This window comes from Bacillota bacterium, from assembly GCA_023511455.1.
Classification (GTDB): Bacteria; Armatimonadota; HRBIN16; order HRBIN16; family HRBIN16; genus HRBIN16.
The window spans coordinates 1-24,241 of sequence record JAIMBJ010000043.1 but is presented as its reverse complement, the minus strand read 5'-3'; the positions used below and the strand labels follow the sequence as shown (position 1 = coordinate 24,241).

Here is a 24,241-nt window from a genome sequence, read left to right as displayed (position 1 = left end):
CCACATACGCCTGCAACGTCCCCACCTGCGCCGGCGTGAACATCGGCTCCGCGACCACCACCGCGTCGCACGCGCACAGCTTCAACCGCACCTGCAACCCCGCGCCATCGCGCAGGCACTGCCGTAAACACTCACGCAAACCTGCATCTGGACAGATAAGCCATACCACCGGCATGTCAGACACCTCGCCACAGAAGATACTGAAAAGAGTATAAAATAAGCTTCAGCAGGTGTCAACGGTAGCGACAGCCTTGCGCGTATGCTTGCACTTGCCACAAGCATTCCTTTATACTATTAACAACGCTAACCAATCGCATTGGAGGCGAACGATGGCTTATCTACCCAAAGCGCCAGAGCGTCCTGACCGGTATCGCGTTACCGTAAACGAGTATGTTCACTACCAGCGTCACGGCTACCTGAAAGTAGAGAAGCTGCTGGCGGAAAGCGATGTGCAACGCCTGTTGGAGTGGGCGGAGCGGCGACGTCAACCGCCCGCCGTCTCCCAACAATCCGACCGTGCCGCGCTGGAGGAGGTGTTCAAAACACAGACGCGCGTACACCAGCTGCACCGCGTTGACGCTACTGCCGAATGGGGGCTGCTGCATCCGCGTGTCATTGACGTGCTGGAGGCGCTTATCGGTCCCGATGTGCTTGCCTTGCAAACGATGCTCTTCTACAACCCGCCGGGCATGGGCGGACAGGGCTGGCATCAGGACTCGTATTACATCACTACCTACCCGGACACCCTTATCGGAGCATGGATTGCGCTGGATCCTGCGGACGAGCAAAACGGATGCCTGTGGGTGGTTCCTGGCTCTCACTGCGAACCGGTCTATCCTCCTACCACGCCATGGGGGTTCATCCACGCGGAGGGAGCCATCGAGCATCTTTTCCCCGCGCAAAACGCCAGCCACCTCGATGACGAGGTGAACGCCCTGACCAAAGTCGTGCGCAAATACCCCGACCCCATCCCCGTGCCGATGGAGCCGGGCGACGTGCTGTTCTTCCACGGGCATATCCTGCACCGCTCCTACCCCAACCGCACGTCTGACCGCTTCCGCCGCGCGTATGTCTGTCACTACTGCAACGCGCGCTCGTGGGTGCCCTGGAATCACGGCGAACCGTACGAAGGAGATTGCGCCAACTATCAGCATATCCTGGCAAGGGGAAGCACACACCTGCCGTATGCTACTCCTCCCTTCGGTACGCCCGTGTACCTGTATGAACCTGCAGACGCCCAAACGCCGCCGCCCCGCATGATGGGCATGGAAGACGGCACGATGGAGAGTGTGCAAACGGCGTCAGACAGGGTATAATACGCCTGGAGGTAGTGTGGCAATGGCGTTCGAGTTGCCGCCCTTTCCCCGAGCGGAGGGCGACCCGATTGTGAAATACCCAGACCCCGTCCTGCGCCAGGTGGCGGAGCCAGTCAAACGCATCACGCCGGAGATACGCCAGCTGGTGTCGTTCATGCGCAAGGCGATGCTGGATGCCAACGGCATTGGTCTTGCCGCGCCACAGGTGGGCGTCTCTATCCGGCTCTTACTGTATACTGACTTTGCGGACGAAAGCAACCCTCAGATTTATGCCCTTGTCAATCCGGTCATCCTGAAGATGGCGGGCGAGCAGCTGGAACCGCCGGAAGGATGCCTGTCGCTGCCCGGCTTGATGGGCAACGTGCGTCGCGCTCAAACCATCTGGGTGAAGGCGACCAACCTGCAGGGCAAGACCATTAAGTTCAAGGCAGAGGGTCTTACCGCCCGGGTCATCCAGCATGAGGTAGACCATCTGGACGGTATCCTGTTCATCGACCGTGCAGACCCCGCCACGCTCCGCTGGGCAACTGAAGAGGAAGAACCCAAACGGAAGGAAGCGGTCGCTGTCGGCAAATGATGCGCCGGGTGCTCTTTTTCGGAACGAGCGAGTTCGCCGTTCCCTCGCTACTCGCTTTGTGCAGAGCGGGATACGACCTCCCGGTAGTGGTGACGCAACCCGACCGTCCTACCGGCAGACACTTGCGGTTGCAACCCACCCCGGTGCGCCGCGCCGCCGAAGAGCAAGGGCTGACTGTCTGGACACCCGAAAAGGTGCGTCGGAAGGAGTTTATCGAGCAGGCGCGCGCCCTCGCGCCGGATGTGATTGTGGTTGCCGCGTTCGGGCAGATTCTCCCCGAAGCACTGCTGAAGATTCCGTCCAGCGGCTGGGCAGTCAACGTTCACGCATCGCTCCTTCCCAAATATCGCGGCGCTGCCCCCATCCAGCACGCCATCCTGAACGGTGAAACCGAAACAGGCGTCACCATCATGCAGATGGAGCCGACGCTGGACACCGGTCCCATCCTCCTGCAACGCACCTGCGCCATCCTGCCGGAGGACGATGCCGGTACGCTGGAACGGAAGCTGGCGCAGCTGGGAGCCGACCTGCTGATAGAAACCCTGCGCGCGCTGGAGCAGGACGCGATATCGCCCCAGCCACAGGACCATTCTCTTGCCACCTACGCCCCACCCATCACCCGCGAAGATAGCCTTATTCGCTGGGAAGAGACGGCGCTTCGAATCTGGTGCCGCGTGCGCGCGATGTCTCCGAAGCCGGGCTCGGGCTTCTTCTGGAATGAAAAATGGGTAAAGGTGTGGAAGTGCCTTCCCGTATCCGACAGGACGCCTCAGCCTCCCAGCTCCGTGCTGAAGGTGGAGAGGCAGTCGCTGTACGTCGCCTGCGGTGAGGGCACGATACTGCAGCTGCTGGAAGTGCAACCCGAAAGTCGTCCGCGAATGAGCGCAGGCGATTGGGCACGGGGTGCGAGGCTGTCGGGCAACCTTACATCGCCCACACCCACTTGAGTGCGATGCGCTCCGTGAAACGATCCGCGTTCGGGTCGCCGATGATAACGTACATGTCCTGCCCTACCCCTCCTGCGCTGCGGTAGGCAAGGTACCAGTTCACATTACCGTCCCTCTGCACCAGCCGCGCGCTCAACGCGCGCAGTTCATCGAACTCCCAGCTTACGGTGAGGATATACTGGTCGCGGTTTTCGTCGAACCGCAGGATCGAGCCGTTTAGCCCCACATCCAGCTTACCGAACAGCCGGCGCGTGATGCCGAAACCGATAAAACGGATATCCCTGTCCGAACGCTGTCCGAACTCGTAACGGAGGTTCCACTGCCGGAACCGATTGCTGACGTTACCGCCCACGCTTACCTGAAACACACGGTCATGCGTGCCTTCAAATGTGGCGACCTCATGCTCGATACCGATGCGGTGATCGGAGCGCAAGGTGACGTTCAGAGATGCCTGTATACCCTTTTCGAAAGGTGTGCCGTCACAGTGTGTGTAGTCGCGCAGAAAAACATCTGCCTCCAGCTCGCGGATGGCTCCCTGCCGAAACTCGTTATCATAGCGGGTATACCATGATAATCCCTGTCTGTCGGTGAAATAGATGAGCCCCAGCGAGGCGCGAAAATCGGGGTCAATCCGCATCCAGCGCAACCCGCTGAACCAGCGAGGCACTTCGTAGTTCAAAGTCACGTCGGTCGCGACGCCGCCCGTATCCCCTTCCCGTGCATAAATCCACTTGCCACCGATGCGGAAGTTGCCGAAGCGGATGTTACCGCTGGTACCGTACGCATCATGCTGCGGGTTATCGCTACCGCGGCGCAGCAGACCGTAGATACTCCACCCTCCGCGCTCGCCCGCGGAGTAGCGTAAATGCGCCACCGACGCCCTGTCTCGCTCTCCGCGGAAGGTGCTGAGCACGCCGATCGACAGCGCGGGATGGAGGTTGCCGAAAAGTTTCAAGCCTGCGTCGAACTCCGCGATGCGCTGGCTGTAGAAAAGGCGTCCGATACCGTAAGGCTCCGTCAGGTCAAAGTAACGGATGCCTTCCATAAAGAACGGGCGCGTTTCCTCCACAAACCGCTCACTGCGGCTGAATTCGATGCCTTCTACGGACGCCTCGATGTTCCGAAAGTCGGGGAACATGCTTAGCACTCCGGTCAGCTGAGGAGTTGGCGTGTAGCGCACATCCAGTCCGGCACGTACCTCCTCCCCACCACCGTCCTGCCACTCCGGCGTGAGATAGCTCATGAACTGCAGGGTTTTGCGATTGCCTGCCTTTGGAGGTCGCACCCCCTGCCATACTCCCATCAGCTCGGGGCGGCGCATGGGGGTGACGTCGCTCCAGAAGTAGTCGATGCGCGTGCGGGCATGGTCACGCTTGAAGTTAATACTCATGTTGACTGCGCCGTTGGTGTTGGGATAGTTTAAAACCTCCCAGGGAATACGCATCTCCACCGTCCAGCCATCCGGCACTCGCTGTACCGCCGCCTGCCAGATGCCGCGCCACTCGCGTTTGGCAGCGCGCCCCCCGGCGATGCGTTCGTTCTGGGTGCCCAGGGCGTTCACGATGAAAGCCGAGATGTTCGCCCAGTCGCGCGAGCGATAGGGGTCGATCTGAAAAGTGACCGTGTCCTCTCCGGGGAACTGCGAACCTGGGCGGATTTCCCGCGCCACAATGGCGTCTGGCTGGCTATCATGACAGTAAAACGCGACATAGATAGCCGTGTTGTCATATAGGATGTATGCTTCGGTCTGGTCTGCGGCGGGCTTGCCGGTGTAGGGGTCGATAAACTCCCGCGCGACAGGCGCACTTTGCCATGCTTCGTCATCGAGCTTTCCGTCTATCACCGGAGGCTTAGCCGTACTGACCGCCGGTATGGTTCGAACCGAAAACTGCCCCGCCGACAAAGGGACAGCCAGATACAGGGACAACAGCCCAACGATTACATACCACCACTCTTTTCTCATCTTCCTCCGCCAGTGAATCCCACCTTTTCACTTAACCGTTTTATTTTATCAGAACTCCCCTGGCTAAAACAACTCCACCCGTGGTGGGGAATGCAGAGACTGTTTCAGAAACCTGTTCACTGTATCCGTACACAAGGCTTGCAATCATGAGCAGAAAAAGGCTATACTCACCACAGAAAAATACGGATGAACAGGAGTCCACGGGGGAGATGGCAGTCCAAAAGGCGATACCTTTCCGTGTTCCCTACTCCCTGCACACTATCGACAATGGCTTGCGTGTGGTGCTTTCCGAAGACCACAGTGTGCCGGTGGTAGCAGTGGTGGTGCTGTATGATGTGGGGGCACGTAACGAACCGCCCGGACGCACAGGGTTTGCCCATCTGTTCGAACACATGATGTTTCAGGGTTCCGTCAACGTAAGAAAGGGCGAGTTCTACACCTACGTCGAGGACAACGGCGGTGTGCTTAATGGGATGACCAGCAGCGATTTCACCATCTATTTCGAAGTCATGCCCAGCAACCAGCTGGAGCTCGCCCTGTGGCTCGAGGCGGACAGGATGCGTTCCCTGCAGGTCAATCAGGAGAACTTAGATAACCAGCGCGAGGTGGTCAAAGAGGAGAAGCGCTTGCGTGTGGACAATCAACCCTTCTCGTACGCGCGGGGCATCTTGCTCTACGAGCTGGCGTACGACAACTTCGCCAATGCACACTCGGTCATCGGTTCTATGGAAGACCTCGATGCGGCAACCCTGGAAGACGTGCAACGCTTCTTCCGCACCTATTACGCCCCCAACAACGCCGTGCTGGCCATCGCTGGCGACTTCGAAGAGAACCAGGCTTTGGAGTGGGTGCGCAAACATTTCGGTGACATCCCCCCACAGGAGCCGCCGCAGCCGGTGGATGTGAGTGAACCAGAGCGTGGACAGGAGAAACGCGCTACCTATACCGACAGGCTGGCAAACTTGCCCGCGATAGCAACGGCATGGAAGGTTCCGCCCCGCCACTCGCCTGAAAGATACGCACTCGCTCTGCTGGACCGTATCCTGTTCGGAGGAGAGAGTGCACGCCTGCACCAGCGGCTGGTGAAACGACAAAAGAGCGCGCTGGCTGTATCGGGAGGGCTGGAGGACCGCCGGGGACCAGGGCTTTTTACGACCTTCGTGGTCTTCAAGCCGGACAGGGATTTTGAGCATGTCGAGCGCAGTATCTATGCCGAACTGGAGCAGATACAGCAAAAGGACGTGCAACCACGCGAGCTCCAGCGTGCGAAGAACCAGCTGCGCGCAGAACGCTTCCGGGGCGTCTGGGGCGGAATGTACGGACTTCAGACCCCGCTCGGGCGAGCGATGGAACTGGCATATCACACGCTTTTTGACGGCGACCCAGCGTTGATCAACACCGACTTGCAACGCTATCTGGATGTTACCGCGGAAGACGTGCAACAGGTCGCTCAGCGCTTCCTGGTACCCACCAACCGTACCGTTTTGTATATTCTTCCCGGTGCAACCGGAGCAGAGCAATAGAGGAGGACAGAATGGGGAGACCAGAAGTGATAACCACCCCTCCACCGCCGACAGCATTGCGTCCGCTGGTGCTGCCCAGACGCGAGCAGTTCACCGCCGCCGGTGGCTTGCGTGTGATTCTTGTGGAAGACAGGCGCGTTCCTTTTGTGACGTTACGCCTCGTGGTGCGGGCAGGCAGCGCACACGACCCTGCCGACCTGCCCGGTCTGGCAGCGTTGACCGCTCACTGCCTCACACAGGGCACTCAAAAACGCAAGAGCTTCCAGTTCGCCCGCGCTGTCGAGGAGCTGGGCGCCACTCTGGAGGCCCATGCCAACCGGGACTACAGCACCGTTTCCGCAACCGTGCTGGCGGAAAACCTGATCCCATTGCTGAAACTGCTGGCGGAGACTGTAACCGCCCCGGCGTTTGACCCTGACGAGGTGGAGCTCGCGAAGGAGAACACTATCCAGACACTGCGTTACCAGCGAACTCAACCGGCCTTCCTCGCCCGCGAGCGCTACGCGAGGGTGCTTTTCGGCAACCACCCCTACGCGCGTATCGCTCCGACGGAAGAGTCGGTGAACGCCATGACACCTGATACCCTGCGCCAGTTCCACGCGAGCAATTACACTCCGGACAACAGCCTGTTAGTAGTGGTTGGGGCAGTGGATGCCTCACAGCTGCACAAAGGTCTGGACAAAGCGTTCGCAGGCTGGCAATCGCGAGGCGTGCAACACCCGACGCACGAACCACCTCCGTGCCGCCAACGACGCACGGTACACATCGTGGATCGGCCGGGCTCGGTGCAGGTTAACCTGCTTATCGGGCATCTTGCCCCGCGCCCGAACGACCCCGATTTTCTGGCTCTGGAGGTGACTAACACGGCACTGGGGGGACGTGCAGGTTCGCGGCTTTTCATGAACGTGCGCGAGCAGAAAGGGTTCGCCTACGATGTGGGGTCACATCTATCGCAACACCGTGAAGCAAGCAGCTTCTCCATGTCCGCACAGGTACGCCCGGAGGTGGTGGGCGAAGCGGTGCAGGAGATGCTCAAAGAGGTAGATGTGCTCCGACGCGACGGTATCACCGAAAACGAGCTGGAAAGCACGAAGAACTACCTGAACGGCACCTTCTCCATCCACCTCAGCACGCAGGGCGGTATCGCGAGCGAAATCGTGGCTATCGAAATGCTGGAACTGCCCAAAGACAGCATGGAAACCTATCGCGAGCGCGTGCAGTCCATCACACTGGAGACGATACGCGATGTGGTCCAACGCCACCTCGTCCCAGACCGCATGGCGATTGTGGCTGTAGGAGAGGCAGAGCATATTCAGAAATCTCTGGAGCCGTTCGGCGAGGTCGAGGTGCGTCCGGCGTCGTGAACTGAAGTATACATCCCCTCTCCCACAGGCTGGGAGAGGGGTCACGCGAATCTACCACCCGCGCGGAGCCAGAAGCTCCTTCTCCTCGAGCTGTCGGATGTCGATGCCCACCATTGGCTCGCCAAGGTCCTCGGAAATCTCGGCGAGGACCTTCGGGTCGTTGTAGTAGGTCACCGCATCCACAATGGCTTTGGCACGGCGTTTCGGGTCACCCGATTTGAAGATACCGGAACCGACGAACACTGCCTCCGCGCCCAGCTGCATCATCAGCGCAGCATCTGCAGGGGTGGCGATACCACCCGCCGAAAAGTTCGGCACGGGTAGCCTGCCGGTGCGGTGCACCTCTACCACCAGCTCATACGGAGCCTGCAGCTGTTTGGAAGCCGCCATCAGTTCGTCCTCGCGCAGGCTCTGCAGCCAACGGATGCCACTCATCACCGCACGCATGTGGCGTACCGCCTCCACCACGTTGCCCGTACCTGCCTCGCCTTTGGTGCGTATCATCGCCGCGCCTTCGCCGATTCGCCGTAACGCTTCACCCAGATCGCGGCAGCCGCAAACAAAAGGAACCCTGAAAGCGTGCTTGTGGATGTGGTGCTGTTCATCGGCAGGGGTCAGCACTTCGCTCTCGTCAATGAAGTCCACCCCCAGCGCTTCCAGTATCTGCGCTTCCACAAAGTGCCCGATTCGGCATTTCGCCATGACCGGGATGCTGACCGCCTTCATGATGGCTTTGATGATTTTGGGGTCGGTCATGCGGGCGACGCCACCCTGCGCCCGGATGTCGGCGGGTACACGCTCCAGCGCCATGACCGCTACCGCACCCGCCTCCTCGGCGATTTCCGCCTGTTCGGGCGAGGTTACATCCATAATCACACCGCCCTTCAGCATCTCCGCCAGCCCGACCTTCGTGCGCCACGTCGCCTTCTCTACCTCGTTCATGTCTCTCGCCTCTCTTCGTGGGAATAGCGATTCCATTATACCCGAATGACGCAAAAGGGCGCAGGTCATTCCTGCGCCCCCTGCTCTTGCTCCACCTGTGCAGTGGTTTTACGCTTTGCGCCGCCGCAGCAACGGAAGCAAACCGAGTGCAAACAGGCTCATCGTTGCCGGCTCCGGGACGACTGCCATGCGAATCACCATGTCGTTGTAGTCGCCGCCGAAACCTTCGCCCATGTTCTTCCGTTTATCCTCAACGCCAATCCAGTACACGCCGGGCGCTTCCTTGAACACCGCAAAGTGCTGGTGATCCTGCTCAGCCAGCGGGTTCAGGCTGGACTGCGTGTAATACTTCACACCGCCCGCGGTCTTGATGTATAGACCGAAGTTGAGGCTCGGGCTGAAAACTGTAGTGGCACCAGCACCCGCAGCACCGGGGAAGATGACTCCACCTACCAACGGGTTAGTCACGTCGTACCAGCCGAGCTCGTTGATGTTGGCGTTGCCGGCTACTTCGATGACCAGCTTCACCGCCTGCGACAGAGGGCTCTTGAAGTGGAAGTTCAGGTCAGCCCCCGTAGGTGTGGCGTCGATGCCCCACCACTCGGGGGTGATTGCCGGGCTGGCGGGATGGCTGCTGAAACCACCGGTCTTGCTCAGGAAGTAACCGATGTTCTTCTTGTTACCGTCCTGGGAAGTATTGTCCCAATAGGGGCTGCCATCCTGATTCGGCGCGGACCACGCCTGCCATCCTGCACCAGGAGTACCCACAATCGTGGTGGCGCCGGCGGAGACGGTCAAAACCATGACACCAGCCACTGCAGTCGCGAGCCACCGAGAAACGCGCTTTTGCATGTGTACACGACCTCCTTCAAAAGTTTAGTCACCCCTATTTAATCGCAAGAATAGGCGCACATGCGCTTCGCAAAATACGGGGATTAAACCGAAAGGGGCTGAAAACCGGTTATTTTTCGGGGATATTCCGAGCTGTAGTTCTCAGCAGGTAGCACGATGATGGCTCACGTATGTCGGCAAAGTCTGTCCCCTTGCACGCATCGGGCGTCTCTGGTAAACTATATGTGCGCGCACGGGGGCCCGTAGCTCAAAGGCAGAGCGGCCGGCTCATAACTGGTTGGTTGCAGGTTCGAGTCCTGCCGGGCCCACCACCCTATCCAAACGCTTTCCCCCACACGGTGTCGTACGCCTGCTTCGCTTTCGCCACGGCCTCATCGGGAGCCATTGCTTTTAGTTCTTCATTGAACACCTCGATAGCGATGCCACCGTCGTAGCCGACTTTCTTCAGCGCGCGCAGGAAGCCCGTGAGGTCAATCACTCCCTCACCCGGCAACAGGCGCTGGAAATCTATTTGCTCTTGCGGAGGCTTGTTGGGTGCGTCGTTGATATGCACATGCACAATCTGCTGGTTGGTCAAACGCTCCAGGTCTTCTGTGGTGCCCTCCGTACAGAACCAGTGGAAACTGTCTACCAGTAATCCGAGATTGGGCGCACCGATTTCCGCCTCAAAATTCAGCAGCTGGTGCATGGTATGGATCCACTCGTACTTGCTGGTGCGGGCGGTTGCCGGACCCACCCATTCCAGACCAAGACGCACATCGAAATCCGCCAGCACCCGTGCGATTTCCCTAAAGCGCTCTGCCATCCGTACGGAGTAAGCCGCGGGAAATTCGTCGATGCTCGGGGGTAGCCAGGTCGCCGTTCGGGTACAACCAATCGCCTGCGCAGCCCGCGCCAGCCGCGGCAGTTGACGCAGTCCCTCTTTCAACGTTTCATGGTCCTTGCGCCACTCCACCGGCAGTCCGAAGCAAACCGGCTCGATACCCGATTCCTCGAAAATCGCGCGTGCGGCGTCCACACCCTGTTGCTGGATGATGTCCGCAATCTCCTCCACGCTGAACTCCACCGCCTGAAAACCGTGCCTTTTCGCCCGAGCAACAAACTCATGAATGTTGCCGTAACCGCCTATTGTTGCGTTCAGACAGAGTTTCACTGTGTAGCCTCCTATCCAACCGCATTTTGTGTTTTCATGAATCGCTCTATCTCTTCCACCGGTCGCACTCCGGCACACGCCCCCATCGCCCCGGCGTTCAACGCTGCTGCCGCCGAACCGAAGCGAATCGCCCATTTAAGGTTGCGTCCCAGCACGTAGCGTCCATACATCAGCCCGGCGCGGAACACATCGCCGGAACCGGTGGTATCCACGACACTGGGCGCGCGGTACGCCGGGATATGCACCACATCTTGATGTTCGCGCTCCGCCAGTACACATCCTTTCGCGCCAGCGGTGAGGACAACGGTGCACCCGTACCGCTCCCGATACTGAGCCGCCACGCGCTTCAGATAGTCGATGCTATCATCGCGCCCGACCCACTCGTAGGAGGTGAGCAAAATAGTTGCTACCTGACCCGCCCGCTCCGAATCGTGCAGGTCCATCGCCACAACTGGCACACCCGCCCTCGCAGCCTGCTCACACGCACGCACGGAAGCCTCTCCGGGGTTGGCGTCGGCGGTAAAGGCTTTCGCCTGACGCAGCGCTTCCGCTGGAACCTGCTCAGCAGACATCTGCGCAAAGCCCGAACCAAACATCGTGCGGTGTCCGTCTGGCGTGACATACACGTCGCAGGTAGGCGTTTGCACATCTTTTCGCAAGCGAAGGAAGCGCAGGTCCAGAGAAGGATACGCCTTTAACATCCGCAGCAGGTGTTCTGCCAGTTCATCTTCGCCCAGCGCGTTGGGCACCAGCGCGACGTGAACATCCCACGTTGCCAGCGCAATGGCGGTATTCAATGCCTCGCCGCCGGGCATCCATCGCTCCTCCAAAACCTCCACGTATCCGCCCGGTGGCGGCAGCTGGTCGACTTTGCGTATCCGGTCCAAACACATTGTGCCGTAGACGCAGACATCGTAAGCCATTCTTTGACAAGCCCCCCGTAGGACATACAAAAGCCGCAAGGCAACGCGCCCTGCGGCTTGTGGACTTTCCACACATCCTCACCGCTCCGGACTGCGCAGACGGAACAGCTCGTATGCCACCAGCACAGGCGGAGCGCCGATGTTGTTGGCGATGCGGTCGATCACCCGCGCCAGGTTCCGCTCCGTCAGGTCGTCTACTTCGTCGCTGGCGGAGTACAGCTCGTCCATCGCCTCACTGACCATCTGCAACGCCCTGCGCAGATACTGTGCTTTCCCCTGAGGCAGCTGACGATAGGGTTGCTCGGAGTAAGCACGCACCACGCGGTCGTAGAGCGCATCCCAGGACTGCTCCACCTCTTCCTGTTTGCGTCGCTGGGCATACTCCTGCTCACGGCTGGCAGCTGCGAGCGCTTCACGTTGCTTGGTGCGCTCCCAATCGGTGAGGGTGGTGCCCTCAATGATGCGCAGTTGTACATCCTGACCCGCAAGCTCCGAGAGGATAATCTCAATCGTGCGGCGGTAGCCCGGATTACGCAGATGCCCGGACAGGCTGTATCGCTGAGAGGGCAACCCGACCACAAACTCACCGTTCTCTATGGTGATGGGCACCGCATGGTCCAGTGCTTCCCACATGCTGGGCAAAACGATTTTGTCCTTCATGCGGTCCACGCCCTGTGCCCATATCTCCTGTGCAGACAAAGCCATCTTTTGTTCTCCTTACCTGTTCATGCTGACAGGTACATTATAGGCAAAAACGAGCGGTCAGGCAAATGTTAAGGTACCACCTCCACCTGCCCCAGCAGGTAGCGTCTCTGACCATCGTTGCGCGGCAAGGGAAGAGCGATCTCTGGCGTGCCCGTCGCGGTGCCTACCGAAACATATACCGAGTAAACACCCGGCTTCAACTGAAACGGAAGTGCAAAGCTCGCCCAGGTCTCCACAACCTCTATTTTGTCTGGTGGTGTAACGGGCAGGTTTTTGACGTTCAGCCCTTCGTCCACCAGCACCGCCACGATGCCGCCTTTCTCATCCTTCCATGTGATTGCCGGATAACCACCCCGATAGCAAGGCGCGACACCCGCGTTGCTCCACTGCCACCGCAGTTCCCATCTACTTCCGACCTTCGCCCGCTTCTGCCACGAAGCCTCTACCAGTCGCAGGCGGTAGCCCAACCGACGATTGATTTTGTCTATCAGTTCGCGATTCTCCTGAAGGAACTCGCGCGGCCACCAGTGGATAGATGCGTAACTGGCGTGGTATTCCTCCACCGCCTGCAGGTACTTGCTGCCGTCCTGCCAGTAACCCCGCTCTTTGGACGGTCCATAGTGTTGGCACTCGAGGATCACCGGTCTATCGCGCCAGAAAGCCTGTGCCATACCTGCCTGGAAATAGGCGTTCTCGCCACCCTGCACCAGAATGCTGTCGTCACGCAGGGTCAATCCTTTCTCGCGGGCGTAGTCGATGGTCTCCTCACCATGAAAAGAAAAATCATCGTTCGCCGCCAGCAGAGTGCGTTTGAAATACTGGACATGCAGGTCGATGTGCCTCTTTACCGTTTCGGGGGAGATTTTGCGCCGCGTGCTGGCGAAGGTATGACCTTCACCCCACACGCCCAGCGAGCCCACGTCGATGAACGCTACTTCGGGGTTGCCGTCGTATCGTTTTGCCAGCGCAGCGAGGAAGTTCTCCAGCTTCTGCAGGAAAACGGGGTCGTCGTAATCCGGTTCCCAGTAGGGACCACCCTCTTTAACGCCCACGCCCGGCTCAAAGTCATAACCCTTTGCACCGACGCGATACACCCATTCCGGCGTTGCCCAACGCGTCCAGGACTCGCTGCAGCTGATGCGCAGGGCTATCTGCTTACCCCGGGCAATCCATCGTTGCGCAGGAGTATCGAGCACCGACCAGTTGAAACGTCCCTCCTCGGGCTCGATGTACGACCAGGGTATGCGCAGATACACCACCGAAAGGCCGGGGAAATCGTCCACCGTGTCGGAAGGCTCCAGCCGCGAGCCATAGTTCTCAGGGATGTTGTCGTAGTAGTGCAACACCCAACCCATACCGGGGTTGACCAATGCTTCTCCAGTATCCTCCGGGCGCACGGTTACCCATCCATCCTGCCATCCGACACTACCCATCGCCAGCAACAGACATAGTCCCAGCATCGCCCTCTCTCCCTCCGTAAGCACTTGCTTCTGCGTTCTCGACTGCAGCACAAGGTTCCTGCACACGCGGGGACGACTCTCGATATTCAGTTGCTCCTTGTCGAAGCGCAAGCCGCACTCTTTTCGGCAGGCAACCCGCGATAATTCCGGCAAAATTCACTAAAGGATCCGGGAACAATTTAGCTATAATAATCGACAAATACATCGGAAGTTACGCATGCTGGAAGAACACCCAAGGTTGCACCGCCTTTCGTGCGCCTGCAGTCACTGTTTGGGTGTCAACGTTGCATCTCCTGAGGAACTGGAACATCCTGCACCGCACCCAGGAACAGGTTCGTCCATCTGTAGGATGATAAAAGGGGAAGCACATCATTCCGCTGTGTAACGACTTAGTACTTCGTTTCAAGGGGGAAAGAACATGAAACCCGCTTTCTCGCAGGACGGTTACGCCCTAATGCGGCGGCTTTGGAGCTATGCCCTCAGCGTGCTGTGCGTGGCACAAGCGGCACATGCCACCGTAACCGTTACCACCAACTACGGAGTGGTTGCGACGGAATGGACAACTACGACCGGCAATATGAAGATGGATTTCGACTGGGTCCGCAACCGCTTCGTGATACAGTACCAGTACGGCACTACACCGCCGCAGTATGCAACGATTGACCTGGCAACCAAGGCTCTGAACCATCTGGCATCCACCACGAGCAGTACCCACTTCGAAACCCTGTTAACCGTGCTACCTCAAAACTGGAACGGCCATGCGCAGGGAACGACCTTCGTATCTAGCGGCGGTACGGGCGAAATCTTCGCAATCTCCCCTACAGGCACAGTAACCACCTTTACCTCCGGCCTGCCAAGCGCGCATAATTGGTGGGCGACCCCCACCAATTACACCACCGTGCGGTTGGACGAGTTTGGAGTCGCTAACTACGACCTGTTCTACGCCAACGAAGGCAGCGGAGAGGTCTCGCGAGTGAATAGTGCCGGCAATATCGTGTGGACGACAGCTCTGAGCTACACAGACTCCTACGGGTTTAGTCAGCAGGGCTTGCCCGAGGCGTTGATTGTGCTGGGAAGCAACTCGCGTTGGGGCACCTTCCAGAATAAGGTGCTGGTCGGGCAGAACTATCCGACGTCTACAATGTTCACGATAGACCCAGCGACAGGCTCGTTTCAGGCAGTAACCTCACCGATTCCTGGCGCACCGGAATCGTTTCGCCTCTATCACTCGCGCACGGGCGCACCGCTGGCGCTGTATGTTTCGCTGTACGGGGGGAGCAACTCCAAGATTTATCAGCTGAGTAACCTAACAGGCATCCCTAACCTGCAACCGAACGACCTGTTTATCGCCCGTGAAGCCAACGGAGGCGGCGAAGTGTACCACGTCTACTGGGACAACAACACCAGCAGTTTCGTCTCCCAGCAAATCGCGGCCTTCTCCGGCCCAGGATATTTCCTCGAGGACATGGTGTTCGCCCCACAGGCTGTTGTTCCCGAGCCCACATCGCTGTTACTGTTCGCCACAGGAGCGGTTGGTGTCGGTGTATTCCGGAAACGGTCGGGGAAGAGGCAAGCCAGGAAATAGGTCACACGGAGCAAGAACTCCACGTGGAGGGCGAGGCTCCCGCCGAGCCGAAAACCTCTCCCCGCCCGTGGGGAGGTCGGGTGGGGGGCTCACTGCAGGAAGTTCGCCCTCCACCCTCACTTGCGCTATCCTTACACGTCGTAGTACAGCACGAACTCGTAGGGGTGCGGACGCAGCGCGACTCCTTCCACCTCGCGCTTCTGTTTGTAGTCGATGTAGGTCTCGATCAAATCTTCGGTGAACACCCCCCCGCGCAGAAGGTATTCGTGGTCTTCGCGCAACGCCTGCAGCGATTCGGCAAGGCTGGCAGGGGTGTGTTGAATGCCCTTGCGCTCCTCCGCAGGCAGCTCGTACAGGTCCTTATCAATCGGGTCTGGGGGCACGATTTTGTTCTGAATGCCGTCCAGCCCCGCCAGCAGCATCGCGGCAAAGGCGAGATAGGCGTTGCAGGAGGGGTCTGGCGCACGGAACTCGATGCGCTTCGCCTTGGGCGAAGAGGAGTACATCGGGATACGGATGCACGCCGAGCGGTTGCGCTGGCTGTAGATGAGGTTGATGGGCGCTTCATAGCCGGGCACGAGGCGGCGGTAGGAGTTGGTCGTCGGTGCGGCAAAAGCAAGCACGCTGGCAGCGTGCCTCAGGATGCCACCGATGTAATAGATAGCCGTCTCCGACAGCCCCGCGTAGCCACGCTCGTCGAAGAAGATGTTCACCCCGTTCTTCCACAGGCTCTGGTGCACGTGCATCCCTGAACCGTTGTCCATGAAGATGGGTTTTGGCATGAAGGTAACGGTATAGCCGTTCTGAAAGGCGGTCTGCTTGACCACATACTTGAACTTCATCAGGTTATCACCCATCTGCACCAGCGGTGCGAAGCGGATATCAATCTCTCCCTGCCCCGCCGTAGCGACTTCGTGGTGATGCACCTCCGGTTCCACCCCGACTGCTTTCAGGTTGAGCATCATCGCCGTGCGAAGGTCCTGCAAACTATCCATCGGAGGGCAGGGGAAGTATCCCTCCTTGTACCGCACTTTGTAGCCCAGGTTGGGCTTCTCGTCGCGCCCCATGTTCCATGCGCCTTCATCGGAGTCGATAAAATAGTAGCCGGAGTGCTGGTTCTGGTCAAAGCGGACATCGTTCAGAATATAGAACTCCGCCTCCGGACCGAAATACGCAACATCTGCGATACCCGTCGAGCGCAAGTATTGTTCCGCCTTTTGCGCCACGTAGCGCGGGTCGCGGGTGTAGCGCTCGCGCGTCAGCGGGTCAACCACGTCGCAGATAAACACTACCGTCGGGTGCTCCGTGAAAGGGTCCATGAACGCCGTGCTGGGGTCCGGGATCAACAGCATGTCGGACTCGTTAATCACCTGGAAGCCGCGAATGGACGAGCCGTCAAAGCCGATACCCTCTTCAAACAGGCTTTCGTCCAGAGCTTCCACTGGCATCGAGAAGTGTTGCCATGTGCCCGGCAGGTCCGTAAACCGCAAGTCTACAACTTGTGCTTCCTTCTCACGAGCAAAGTCGATTGCCTCTTTGGGTGTCATGTACATTACCTCCTTCTGTCATGTGCGCCGGCGTTTTGCCCCAGACAAACCAAATGGGACGCCCCCCCGCAGAATCATTCTGCGCCCTGAGGAGCGTCCCTCCTTACAAACTCTGAGGCTACTTCGCCCTGTAACTTCGTGTGTAGTATACCCCCTTTTCGCGCAGGAGTCAAGATTCTTAAGACGAACCTTACTGGTGGAACATCGTTTCGCTCTCAGGCTCCAGATGAGCGTGGTGCATGTCTTTTCCCTGCGGCACTAATGGAGGAGAAAATCGGACATGAAAAACGCCCTGCGCGAACTGCGAGAACGTGTCTACCAGGCTAACGTTGCTCTGGTGAAGCATGGACTGGTCATCCTCACCTGGGGCAACGCCAGTGAGATCGACCGTGACACGGGCATCTTCGCCATCAAACCCAGCGGCGTGCCTTACGAAGAACTGCGCCCAGAACATATCGTGCTGGTAGACATGGAGGGTCAGGTGGTGGACAGCCAGCTGCGTCCTTCTTCGGATACGCCCACCCATCTGGTGCTGTACCAGCAGTTCGGGGGGATAGGCGGCATTGCACATACACACTCACGCTATGCCACTGCGTGGGCGCAAGCCATGCGTCCCCTGCCCTGCTTTGGTACCACACACGCCGACGCCTTCTACGGCGCAGTGCCCTGCACCCGCCCACTCACCGATGAAGAGATCGCCAGCGACTACGAGCGCAACACGGGTCTCGTTATCGTGGAAACTTTCCACCGCCTGAACCTCAACCCCGACCACATACCAGCGGTGCTAGTGGCGCAGCACGCGCCCTTCACCTGGGGCAAGGACGCGGAAACAGCGGTGGAGAACGCGGTGACCCTCGAAGAGGTTTCTGCGATGGCGCTGTGGACTCTCATTGCACAGGAGGCGTGGCAGAATCTGCCCCCCGTATCCCAATCGTTACTGGACAAACACTTCTGGCGCAAGCACGGCGAAGGAGCATACTATGGACAAAAGTAAAAACAGACCACTGCGTGTCCGAGTATGGACAACAGATTCACCATGACCACACACCGACGACCAATTGCACGACGAAGAAGGATACCCAACCGCCCGCCGTGGCGCGATATCGGGCAGGTGGCTCTGCTGATACTCGCGATAGTCGCTGTATGGTATTTCGCATGGGGACGGTACCGTCACCAGCCGCCCCCTGACGTACAATTCCATTTGCTGAACGCCAGAACAGGGAGGGTTCAGCCATGAAAGTGGGCATCATCGGCTTGCCACAGTCAGGCAAAACCACGCTGTTCCGCGCACTGCTACACGGAACGCACGAGGGAGCGGTGCCCGGTATCGCCGGTGCGCATCACGGCACTATCAGTGTTCCCGACCTCCGCTTCGTCTACCTGGTGAACCTGTACAAACCCAAGAAGGCAACGCCTGCAACGGTAGAGTTCATTGACGGCGCGGCGCACGTCAGCACGGAGCGCCACAAGCCAGCCTTCGGCACCGATTTCTTCCAGGGCATTCGGCAGGTGGATGCGCTGGTGCACGTGATCGATGTCTTCAGTGGCACCGTGGACCCTCTGCAGGCAGCACGGCGCGTTGACGAGGAGCTGCTTCTGGCAGACCTGATGATGGTGGAGGGGCGGCTGGAACGCCTTGAGAAAACGCTGCGCGTTCGGAAGGACGCAATGCCCGAACGAGCAGAGCATGAAGCGCTAACGCTGGCGAAATCCCTGCTGGATAACGAGACTCCTTTGCGCCTTGCTCAGTTCACCCCGGAACAGGAAAAGCTCCTGCGCGGCTTCAATTTGATGACGCTAAAGCCGGTGGTCGTGGTTGCTAATGTGGACGAAACGCGCCTGCAATCGGGCGAACCTGTTGCGGAGCTGGAAGCTTACTGTCATGAACACGGCGAACGGTTTGTGCAGATGTGCGCGGAGATCGAGTGGGAAATCACGCAACTGTCTCCCGAAGAGGAACCGGAGTTCCTGCAGGCAATGGGCATCGAGCAACCTGCACGTCTGCGCCTGGTACGCGAAGTGTACGATGCACTGCGTGTCATCACCTTCTTCACTTTCAACGAAAACGAGGTTCGCGCCTGGACACTTCCGCAGGGTTCCACTGCGCTGGAGGCGGCTGCACGCATTCACTCCGATATGGCGCGCGGTTTCATCCGAGCCGAGGTGCTGTCCTGGGCGCTGATGGAAAAGCATGGCTCCTGGGAGAACGCCAAACATGCTGGCGCCATCCGGCTCGAGCACAAGGACTACGTGGTGCAGGACGGAGATATCCTGTACATCCGGTTTAAGGTTTGAGATTACTCCATCATCTCGCGTAGACGGTTCAGGTACAACATTACCACATACACGTATTCTGCATGGCTCCACGTGAGCGGCGCGACGGATAACGCCTCGCCGGTAAACGGGTCTACCTGCTCAGGCAGCACACCTGTGGGCATAGCCCGCTGCGTCGCCCACTCTATTAATTCCAGGACCGGGCGCAGCTCTCCCGGACTGTTCGCGCGAGCAATCTCGTACTCCGCCAGCCACAGGGTGCAAATAATCCACGGATTGCCCGGTAACTCATAACTCTTTCGATGGTAGTAATCGTTTTCGTAGCGTGCCATCCCGCCAATGCTGGTGTTCACCCACAGCCTTTCACGCAGGCGCTGCACACAACATTGCATTTGCGGTGCATCCGCATCCAGCACGCCATAGCGAAGAACACCGATGACGCTGCTGTCCACCGTTGCGTCTCTGCTGTAGCTGCCGTCTGGCTGTGACACAATCATTCTGAAGAAACAGCCGCTGCTTTCGTCGTACAGTTCCCGGAGGATACCCGCGTGTATCTCCTCGGCGGCGGTGCGGAAAAGTAGCCGCTCCTCCTCGTCCCCAAATAGATGAGCAAAGCGCGCAGCCGCTCGCAGGGCTGCATATACCGAAGCACTGGTGTAGGTGTGGATGCCCCTCCGTTCTTCCCACAGGTCATAACTGGGCAAAGGCAAACGTGTTTGCGGGTCACGATAAGTCGCCATGAAATGCGCCGCGGGCAGTATCAGGCTCTCGTAGAGTGAGGCGATGAACTCCAGGTCATGGTAACGCCGGTAGTGATGCCATAAAGCCCACAGCACCGAAGCTGTGCTGTCTTCCTGAAAGGGGATTTCGTGATGTTCCCCAATCACCCACGGGTGCCACGACGACCCCACCGAGCCATCGGCGGAGTACTTGTGCATCAACGCCGGACGGTCTTTGGGGAGCACACGGGCACAAAACTCGAAAAACCGGCGCGTGGTGTCCGGGTAGCCGATGGTGTCCAGCGCGTAGGCAACGATGGCTCCGTCGCGGGGCCACATGTAGCTGTAGTGCGCCCGCGCAGTAGTCATGATGTCGGTATCATTGGCAGCAATCACCGCCCCACGGTTGTCTATCTGCGTGCGCATGACAAGCAGGCTTCGTCGGAAAAGCCGGGCCACTGGCTCGGGCAGGGTTTCCACCAGTTCCGCCCCCTTCTCCGACCAGCGCGACCAGTAATTTGCAGTGTCTCGCAAAAGCTCGTCGAATCCCCTCTCCACCACGTAGTTGTGGAGCGCACGCACCTCCTGGTAATCGTGTCCCGCGGCAATCCAGTAGCGCAGCTCCTCCTCTTCCCCAGGCGGAAGCAATAAGCGAAAACTGATGGAGCTATCTACAGACCCCTGTTCGATGGGACGTCCGCTGAGCTCGCCGTCCTCGCAGTCGCGCCACGTGCCCTCTGCTCCCCCAAAGCCTTTGACCCCGCATGCATACTGGTAGATGCCGTTGTAGCGACTGGTGCCGGTTGCCAAGAACCAGTTGTCGCGTTTGTAGTGTATCACCGCTTGCAAGAAGGGGTTGTAGAACGCGGTATCACCGATATCGGTTTCCGCGATGTGGAAGTTGTGTGAGAAGAAGACCCGTACCTCGCGGGGAAAGTCGCTGAGATTGCGGATAAGCAGCCGCCTTAAAAAGATATTCTCACGGTGAGAAACACAGTCGTTAACGCCCAGACTCAGGTTCATCCCCGGATGTACCGCCGTACATTCGGTCACCAGAGTATCAGCCTGATAATCGATAGTGATGACCCACTCACCGCTATCCAGCCACGAGAAACGCCCGTCGCACCACACGCCCATGCGGATTTTGTGCCCGCTGAGGTGATTGTATAGCCCCACATAGGGAAAGTAGAAATCACGGATGTTGAGCGCGCCATCTTCACAAACCAGTATCTCACCGTTGCCCAGTACCAAAGGTCGAGGCATCCGACGTGTCCTCCCCATCCCCCTGTTGTCACGGGGTTAGTTTAGAGGATTACAGCGATATCACCTTCTGTATTATCGGCAGGAGAAAGGCAGCTCTTCGCGAAATCATTCCGAAGCACGAACAATTCACGGAGTTCAGGGAAAATGCTGGAGATAGTGGACCAGGCACGAAAGACCTTTCAGGAGCGGTATGGAAGCCTCCCTGCTGCATACGGCGTTGCACCCGGCAGGGTAGAAGTGCTGGGCAACCATACGGACTACAACGGCGGCTATGTGATGAGCGCGGCAATTGACCGCGTGACCGTCGTGGCAGTGCGCAAAAGCGACTCCGCGCGATGCCGTATCTTTGCCCGGCAGAAGGACGCGGAAGCCACTTTCACGCTGGGCTCTATTCAGAGAGACCCACACGACCGCTGGGCGGACTACGTGAAGGGAGTGGTGGTCGAGCTGCTGAAAGCGGGTATCCCAGTAGAGCCGTTCGAAGCAGTGGTGACGGGCAACGTGCCTATCGGCGCGGGCGTCAGCAGCAGCGCATCTCTGGAGGTCGCCACCGCTATGGCACTGCTGGAACTGCACAACGCCATCCTGCCTCGCTGGGAGATAGCCAAACTGTGCCGCCGCGCCGAAAACGAATTCGTCGGAATGCCGTGTGGCATTCTGGACCAGTTCTCCTCTGTCTTCGGTGAAGAGAACAGTATCCTGTTTCTGGATACCCGTAGCGAAGAGCATGAAGCGATAGCTCTGCCTGCCGGTTCATTCGCGTTCATCCTGATACACTCAATGGCACAGCACACCCTGGTCAGCGGCGATTACGCCACCCGCCACCGCGAATGTATGGAAGCGGCGGCATGGTTCCGCGAGCGGCTGGGACCACACGTACAACTACTGCGTGATGTATCATGGGAAGATTTCATGCGGTGGGAAGCACAGATGCCCGAGCCGCACCGTCGGCGGGCACGCCATGTGATTGGCGAAAACCGGCGTGTGCTGGAGGGACGCGACGCTCTGCGACGTGGAGACGTGGCGCGACTGGGTGAGATGATGTACGCTTCCCACGAGAGCAGCCGCATCAATTACGAGAACTCCACCCCCGAGCTGGACCTGCTGGTGGAGCTTGCCCGCCAGCACGGAGCCATCGGAGCACGCCTCACCGGAGCAGGCTGGGGAGGAGCAACCATCAACCTGGTCCACGAGCACCAGATGGAAGAGTTCACCCAACACGTGTGCGAGGAGTATACCCGTCAAACGGGAATACAGCCCGTCGTACACCGCTGCCATATCTCACAGGGAGCACGGGCATTTCGAGAATAAGGAGGACGGATATGGAGTCACTGTGCATCTACTTCACAGGTAAAGACAGGGTTGAGCTCGTTCAGGAAAGCGTACCACCGTTAGCACCGGGACAGGTACTGGTGCGTGCGCGAAAGAGTCTCATCAGCACAGGCACGGAATGCATCTGTCTGGGGAGGTTGTTCGAAGAGGGCACCCACTGGGACCGCTGGGTGAAATATCCCTTCCCGCCCGGATACAGTATGATGGGTGTTGTGGAAGAGGTAGGTGAAGGCGTTACCAGCCTGCAACCAGGCGATCGCGTGGTCTTCCAGCGTTCGCACCGACAGTGGCATGTGGTGGATGCCAGCCTTCCTGTGAAAGTTCCCAATGACGTGAGCGACGAAGATGCCTCATGGTTCGCACTGGCGATGATTTCGCAGAACGCCGTGCGCGCTGCCGAGCACCAGATGGGCGATAACGTGGTGGTTATCGGCGCGGGACTGCTGGGGCAACTGACGGTGCAGTATCTGCGGCTGATGGGCGCACGGCAGATTATCGTGGTGGACCCCGCCGAGCCACGCCTGAAGATGGCGAAGGAACACGGAGCCACCACCGTCATCGCCAAAAAGGTACAGGACGCCCGCGAGGAGATACTGGCACTCACCGACGGCAAGGGGGCAGAAGTGGTCTACGATATTACCGGCATCGCGTCGGTGTTCGCCCCCGCGCTCACTCTGCTGCGACGGTTTGGGAAGTTGATCCTGCTGGGCGACACGGGAGAACCCTCGCAGCAGTTCCTGACTGGCGACGTGATTACTAAGGGCTTGCGCATTATCGGCACGCACGCCACCAACCCGCCGGCAGAGAGCACCGACCACGCTCCATGGACGCAGGCGGAGATGTACAGGCTCTTCTTCACCTACGTCGCCAGGGGCGATATGCGCGTCAACGACCTCATCACGCATCGGTTCACGCCGCAGGAGGCGCCGCAGGCTTACCACATGCTGCGCCACGACCGCTCGTCCGCAATGGGCGTGGTTTTTGACTGGACAGGGCTATAAAACAAGGGCGGGGAAGCCCCGCCCTTGCGAACCGGCTCGCCTTTCGTCTTAGCGGAGAAGCGATAGCACCATCTGCGGCGCCATATTGGCTTGCGCCAACACGGACATACCCGCCTGCTGCAGGATTTGCAGCTTCGTGTAGTTCATCACTTCTTCGGCAACGTTGGTGTCGCGGATTGCGCTCTCCGACGCAGCCAGGTTCTCGCGGGAGATATTCAGCGAGCGGATGGTACTCTCCAGAACGTTCTTCTGGAACGCACCAATCCTACCGCGCAACTGGCTCACCTGCGAGATGGCTTCGTCGATAATCTTGATCGCGTTCTGCGCACCTTCCAGTGTGGTCACGTCGATGGAGTTGAGCGACATGCCAGCCACTGCGGTGGTACCCAGCTGGCTGGCGCGCACGTCCGACAGCGAGGCTCGTGCCACCTGCCCGGAGTTCGCGCCAATCTGGAACACCAGGCTCTGTGCGGTGACCACTGCCACTCGCGCGTTGGTCACGCCCGTGTTGTTGCCCGCTTCCGTCAGCAACAAAGTGTTGCCGTAGGCGTCCTTGACCTTCAAACCGCTGTCGCCTGCTGCTACACCACCGGTGAACAGCGCCGAAGTTACACCTGCAGACGTGTTGACCTGAACCGAAACTACCGCATTGACCCCCTGCGACGAGGAAGCGTTCACACCCGAGAACAGCAAAGTCGCACTCTGGTTCGCGTCGATGCGGAAGTTCGCTCCGTAGTTCACCTGCGTCAAATACACCACGCCGCTACCGTTGCCGAAACTGAACATCGCGCTCAC

At 58.9% G+C, this 24,241-nt stretch carries 21 protein-coding genes and 1 tRNA gene; 12 read left to right on the top strand and 10 right to left on the bottom strand.

Annotated elements, in window-relative coordinates; all coding sequences use genetic code 11:
* The first annotated feature begins 329 nt into the window (after positions 1–329).
* Genes K6U75_15520 through fmt form a run of 3 tightly spaced genes read left to right on the top strand, consistent with a single transcriptional unit; the run spans position 330 to position 2,840 of the window.
* The gene (locus K6U75_15520) at positions 330–1,316 is read left to right on the top strand and encodes a phytanoyl-CoA dioxygenase family protein (protein MCL6476451.1); all 987 of its coding nucleotides are present in this window, start codon (positions 330–332) and stop codon (positions 1,314–1,316) included.
* A 22-nt stretch (positions 1,317–1,338) separates the two neighbouring features.
* Positions 1,339–1,893 carry a peptide deformylase gene (gene def, locus K6U75_15515; protein MCL6476450.1) on the top strand — a complete coding sequence of 185 codons (555 nt, stop codon included), beginning with the start codon at positions 1,339–1,341 and terminating at the stop codon, positions 1,891–1,893.
* Positions 1,893–2,840 (top strand): methionyl-tRNA formyltransferase, encoded by a 948-nt coding sequence (gene fmt, locus K6U75_15510; GenBank protein ID MCL6476449.1) that lies wholly within the window; start codon positions 1,893–1,895, stop codon positions 2,838–2,840. The genes def and fmt overlap by 1 nt, the downstream gene beginning before the upstream one ends.
* Here the strand turns inward: fmt and K6U75_15505 are convergent.
* On the bottom strand, positions 2,818–4,803 hold the full coding sequence (locus tag K6U75_15505) for a carbohydrate binding family 9 domain-containing protein (protein MCL6476448.1): 1,986 nt from the start codon (positions 4,801–4,803) through the stop codon (positions 2,818–2,820). The two genes, fmt and K6U75_15505, sit on opposite strands and share 23 nt — an antisense overlap.
* A gap of 209 nt (positions 4,804–5,012) precedes the next feature.
* Between K6U75_15505 and K6U75_15500 the strand changes: the two genes are divergently transcribed.
* A complete protein-coding gene (locus tag K6U75_15500; GenBank protein MCL6476447.1) occupies positions 5,013–6,326 on the top strand; it encodes an insulinase family protein in 1,314 nt (437 codons plus the stop codon).
* Positions 6,327–6,337: 11 nt separating this feature from the next.
* Positions 6,338–7,690 carry an insulinase family protein gene (locus K6U75_15495; protein ID MCL6476446.1) on the top strand — a complete coding sequence of 451 codons (1,353 nt, stop codon included), beginning with the start codon at positions 6,338–6,340 and terminating at the stop codon, positions 7,688–7,690.
* A 51-nt stretch (positions 7,691–7,741) separates the two neighbouring features.
* Here K6U75_15495 and pdxS read toward each other — a convergent pair whose 3' ends face one another.
* Both pdxS and K6U75_15485 read right to left on the bottom strand, forming a co-directional pair.
* Positions 7,742–8,632: a pyridoxal 5'-phosphate synthase lyase subunit PdxS gene (gene pdxS, locus K6U75_15490; protein MCL6476445.1), complete on the bottom strand. Its 891-nt coding sequence runs from the start codon at positions 8,630–8,632 to the stop codon at positions 7,742–7,744.
* 108 nt (positions 8,633–8,740) lie between these two features.
* Positions 8,741–9,484: a PEP-CTERM sorting domain-containing protein gene (locus K6U75_15485; protein MCL6476444.1), complete on the bottom strand. Its 744-nt coding sequence runs from the start codon at positions 9,482–9,484 to the stop codon at positions 8,741–8,743.
* A 236-nt stretch (positions 9,485–9,720) separates the two neighbouring features.
* Between K6U75_15485 and K6U75_15480 the strand changes: the two genes are divergently transcribed.
* Positions 9,721–9,795: transfer RNA gene (locus tag K6U75_15480), tRNA-Ile, on the top strand.
* 2 nt (positions 9,796–9,797) lie between these two features.
* Here the strand turns inward: K6U75_15480 and K6U75_15475 are convergent.
* From K6U75_15475 to K6U75_15460, 4 genes are all read right to left on the bottom strand, one after another.
* Positions 9,798–10,637: a sugar phosphate isomerase/epimerase gene (locus K6U75_15475; GenBank protein MCL6476443.1), complete on the bottom strand. Its 840-nt coding sequence runs from the start codon at positions 10,635–10,637 to the stop codon at positions 9,798–9,800.
* A gap of 11 nt (positions 10,638–10,648) precedes the next feature.
* A complete protein-coding gene (locus tag K6U75_15470) occupies positions 10,649–11,560 on the bottom strand; it encodes a carbohydrate kinase family protein (GenBank protein ID MCL6476442.1) in 912 nt (303 codons plus the stop codon).
* Positions 11,561–11,638: 78 nt separating this feature from the next.
* Entirely contained in the window at positions 11,639–12,265 is a 627-nt protein-coding gene (locus K6U75_15465; GenBank protein ID MCL6476441.1) for a hypothetical protein, read from the bottom strand.
* A gap of 68 nt (positions 12,266–12,333) precedes the next feature.
* Positions 12,334–13,725, bottom strand: a complete 1,392-nt coding sequence (locus tag K6U75_15460) for a DUF4832 domain-containing protein (protein ID MCL6476440.1) — start codon at positions 13,723–13,725, stop codon at positions 12,334–12,336.
* Positions 13,726–14,143: 418 nt separating this feature from the next.
* Here K6U75_15460 and K6U75_15455 point away from each other — a divergent pair, with 418 nt between their 5' ends.
* Complete coding sequence (locus K6U75_15455) at positions 14,144–15,310, top strand: PEP-CTERM sorting domain-containing protein (GenBank protein MCL6476439.1); 1,167 nt, start codon at positions 14,144–14,146, stop codon at positions 15,308–15,310.
* A 131-nt stretch (positions 15,311–15,441) separates the two neighbouring features.
* Here the strand turns inward: K6U75_15455 and glnA are convergent, their stop codons facing one another.
* Complete coding sequence (gene glnA, locus K6U75_15450) at positions 15,442–16,863, bottom strand: type I glutamate--ammonia ligase (GenBank protein ID MCL6476438.1); 1,422 nt, start codon at positions 16,861–16,863, stop codon at positions 15,442–15,444.
* 286 nt (positions 16,864–17,149) lie between these two features.
* Here glnA and K6U75_15445 point away from each other — a divergent pair, with 286 nt between their 5' ends.
* The 3 genes from K6U75_15445 to K6U75_15435 are packed head-to-tail and all read left to right on the top strand — an operon-like array spanning position 17,150 to position 19,152.
* Positions 17,150–17,851 carry an L-ribulose-5-phosphate 4-epimerase gene (locus K6U75_15445; GenBank protein ID MCL6476437.1) on the top strand — a complete coding sequence of 234 codons (702 nt, stop codon included), beginning with the start codon at positions 17,150–17,152 and terminating at the stop codon, positions 17,849–17,851.
* Between the two features lie 24 nt (positions 17,852–17,875).
* Positions 17,876–18,094, top strand: a complete 219-nt coding sequence (locus K6U75_15440) for a hypothetical protein (GenBank protein MCL6476436.1) — start codon at positions 17,876–17,878, stop codon at positions 18,092–18,094.
* A complete protein-coding gene (locus tag K6U75_15435; protein MCL6476435.1) occupies positions 18,091–19,152 on the top strand; it encodes a YchF family ATPase in 1,062 nt (353 codons plus the stop codon). The genes K6U75_15440 and K6U75_15435 overlap by 4 nt, the downstream gene beginning before the upstream one ends.
* A gap of 2 nt (positions 19,153–19,154) precedes the next feature.
* Here the strand turns inward: K6U75_15435 and K6U75_15430 are convergent, their stop codons facing one another.
* The gene (locus K6U75_15430) at positions 19,155–21,113 is read right to left on the bottom strand and encodes a glycoside hydrolase family 15 protein (protein ID MCL6476434.1); all 1,959 of its coding nucleotides are present in this window, start codon (positions 21,111–21,113) and stop codon (positions 19,155–19,157) included.
* Positions 21,114–21,257: 144 nt separating this feature from the next.
* On the opposite strand from K6U75_15430, the gene galK reads away from it, so the two are divergent.
* Entirely contained in the window at positions 21,258–22,424 is a 1,167-nt protein-coding gene (galK, locus tag K6U75_15425) for a galactokinase (protein MCL6476433.1), read from the top strand.
* Between the two features lie 11 nt (positions 22,425–22,435).
* A complete protein-coding gene (locus K6U75_15420; GenBank protein ID MCL6476432.1) occupies positions 22,436–23,446 on the top strand; it encodes a zinc-binding alcohol dehydrogenase in 1,011 nt (336 codons plus the stop codon).
* 48 nt (positions 23,447–23,494) lie between these two features.
* Here K6U75_15420 and K6U75_15415 read toward each other — a convergent pair.
* Positions 23,495–24,241: hypothetical protein (locus tag K6U75_15415; protein ID MCL6476431.1), on the bottom strand; the 747-nt coding region annotated here is incomplete at its 5' end.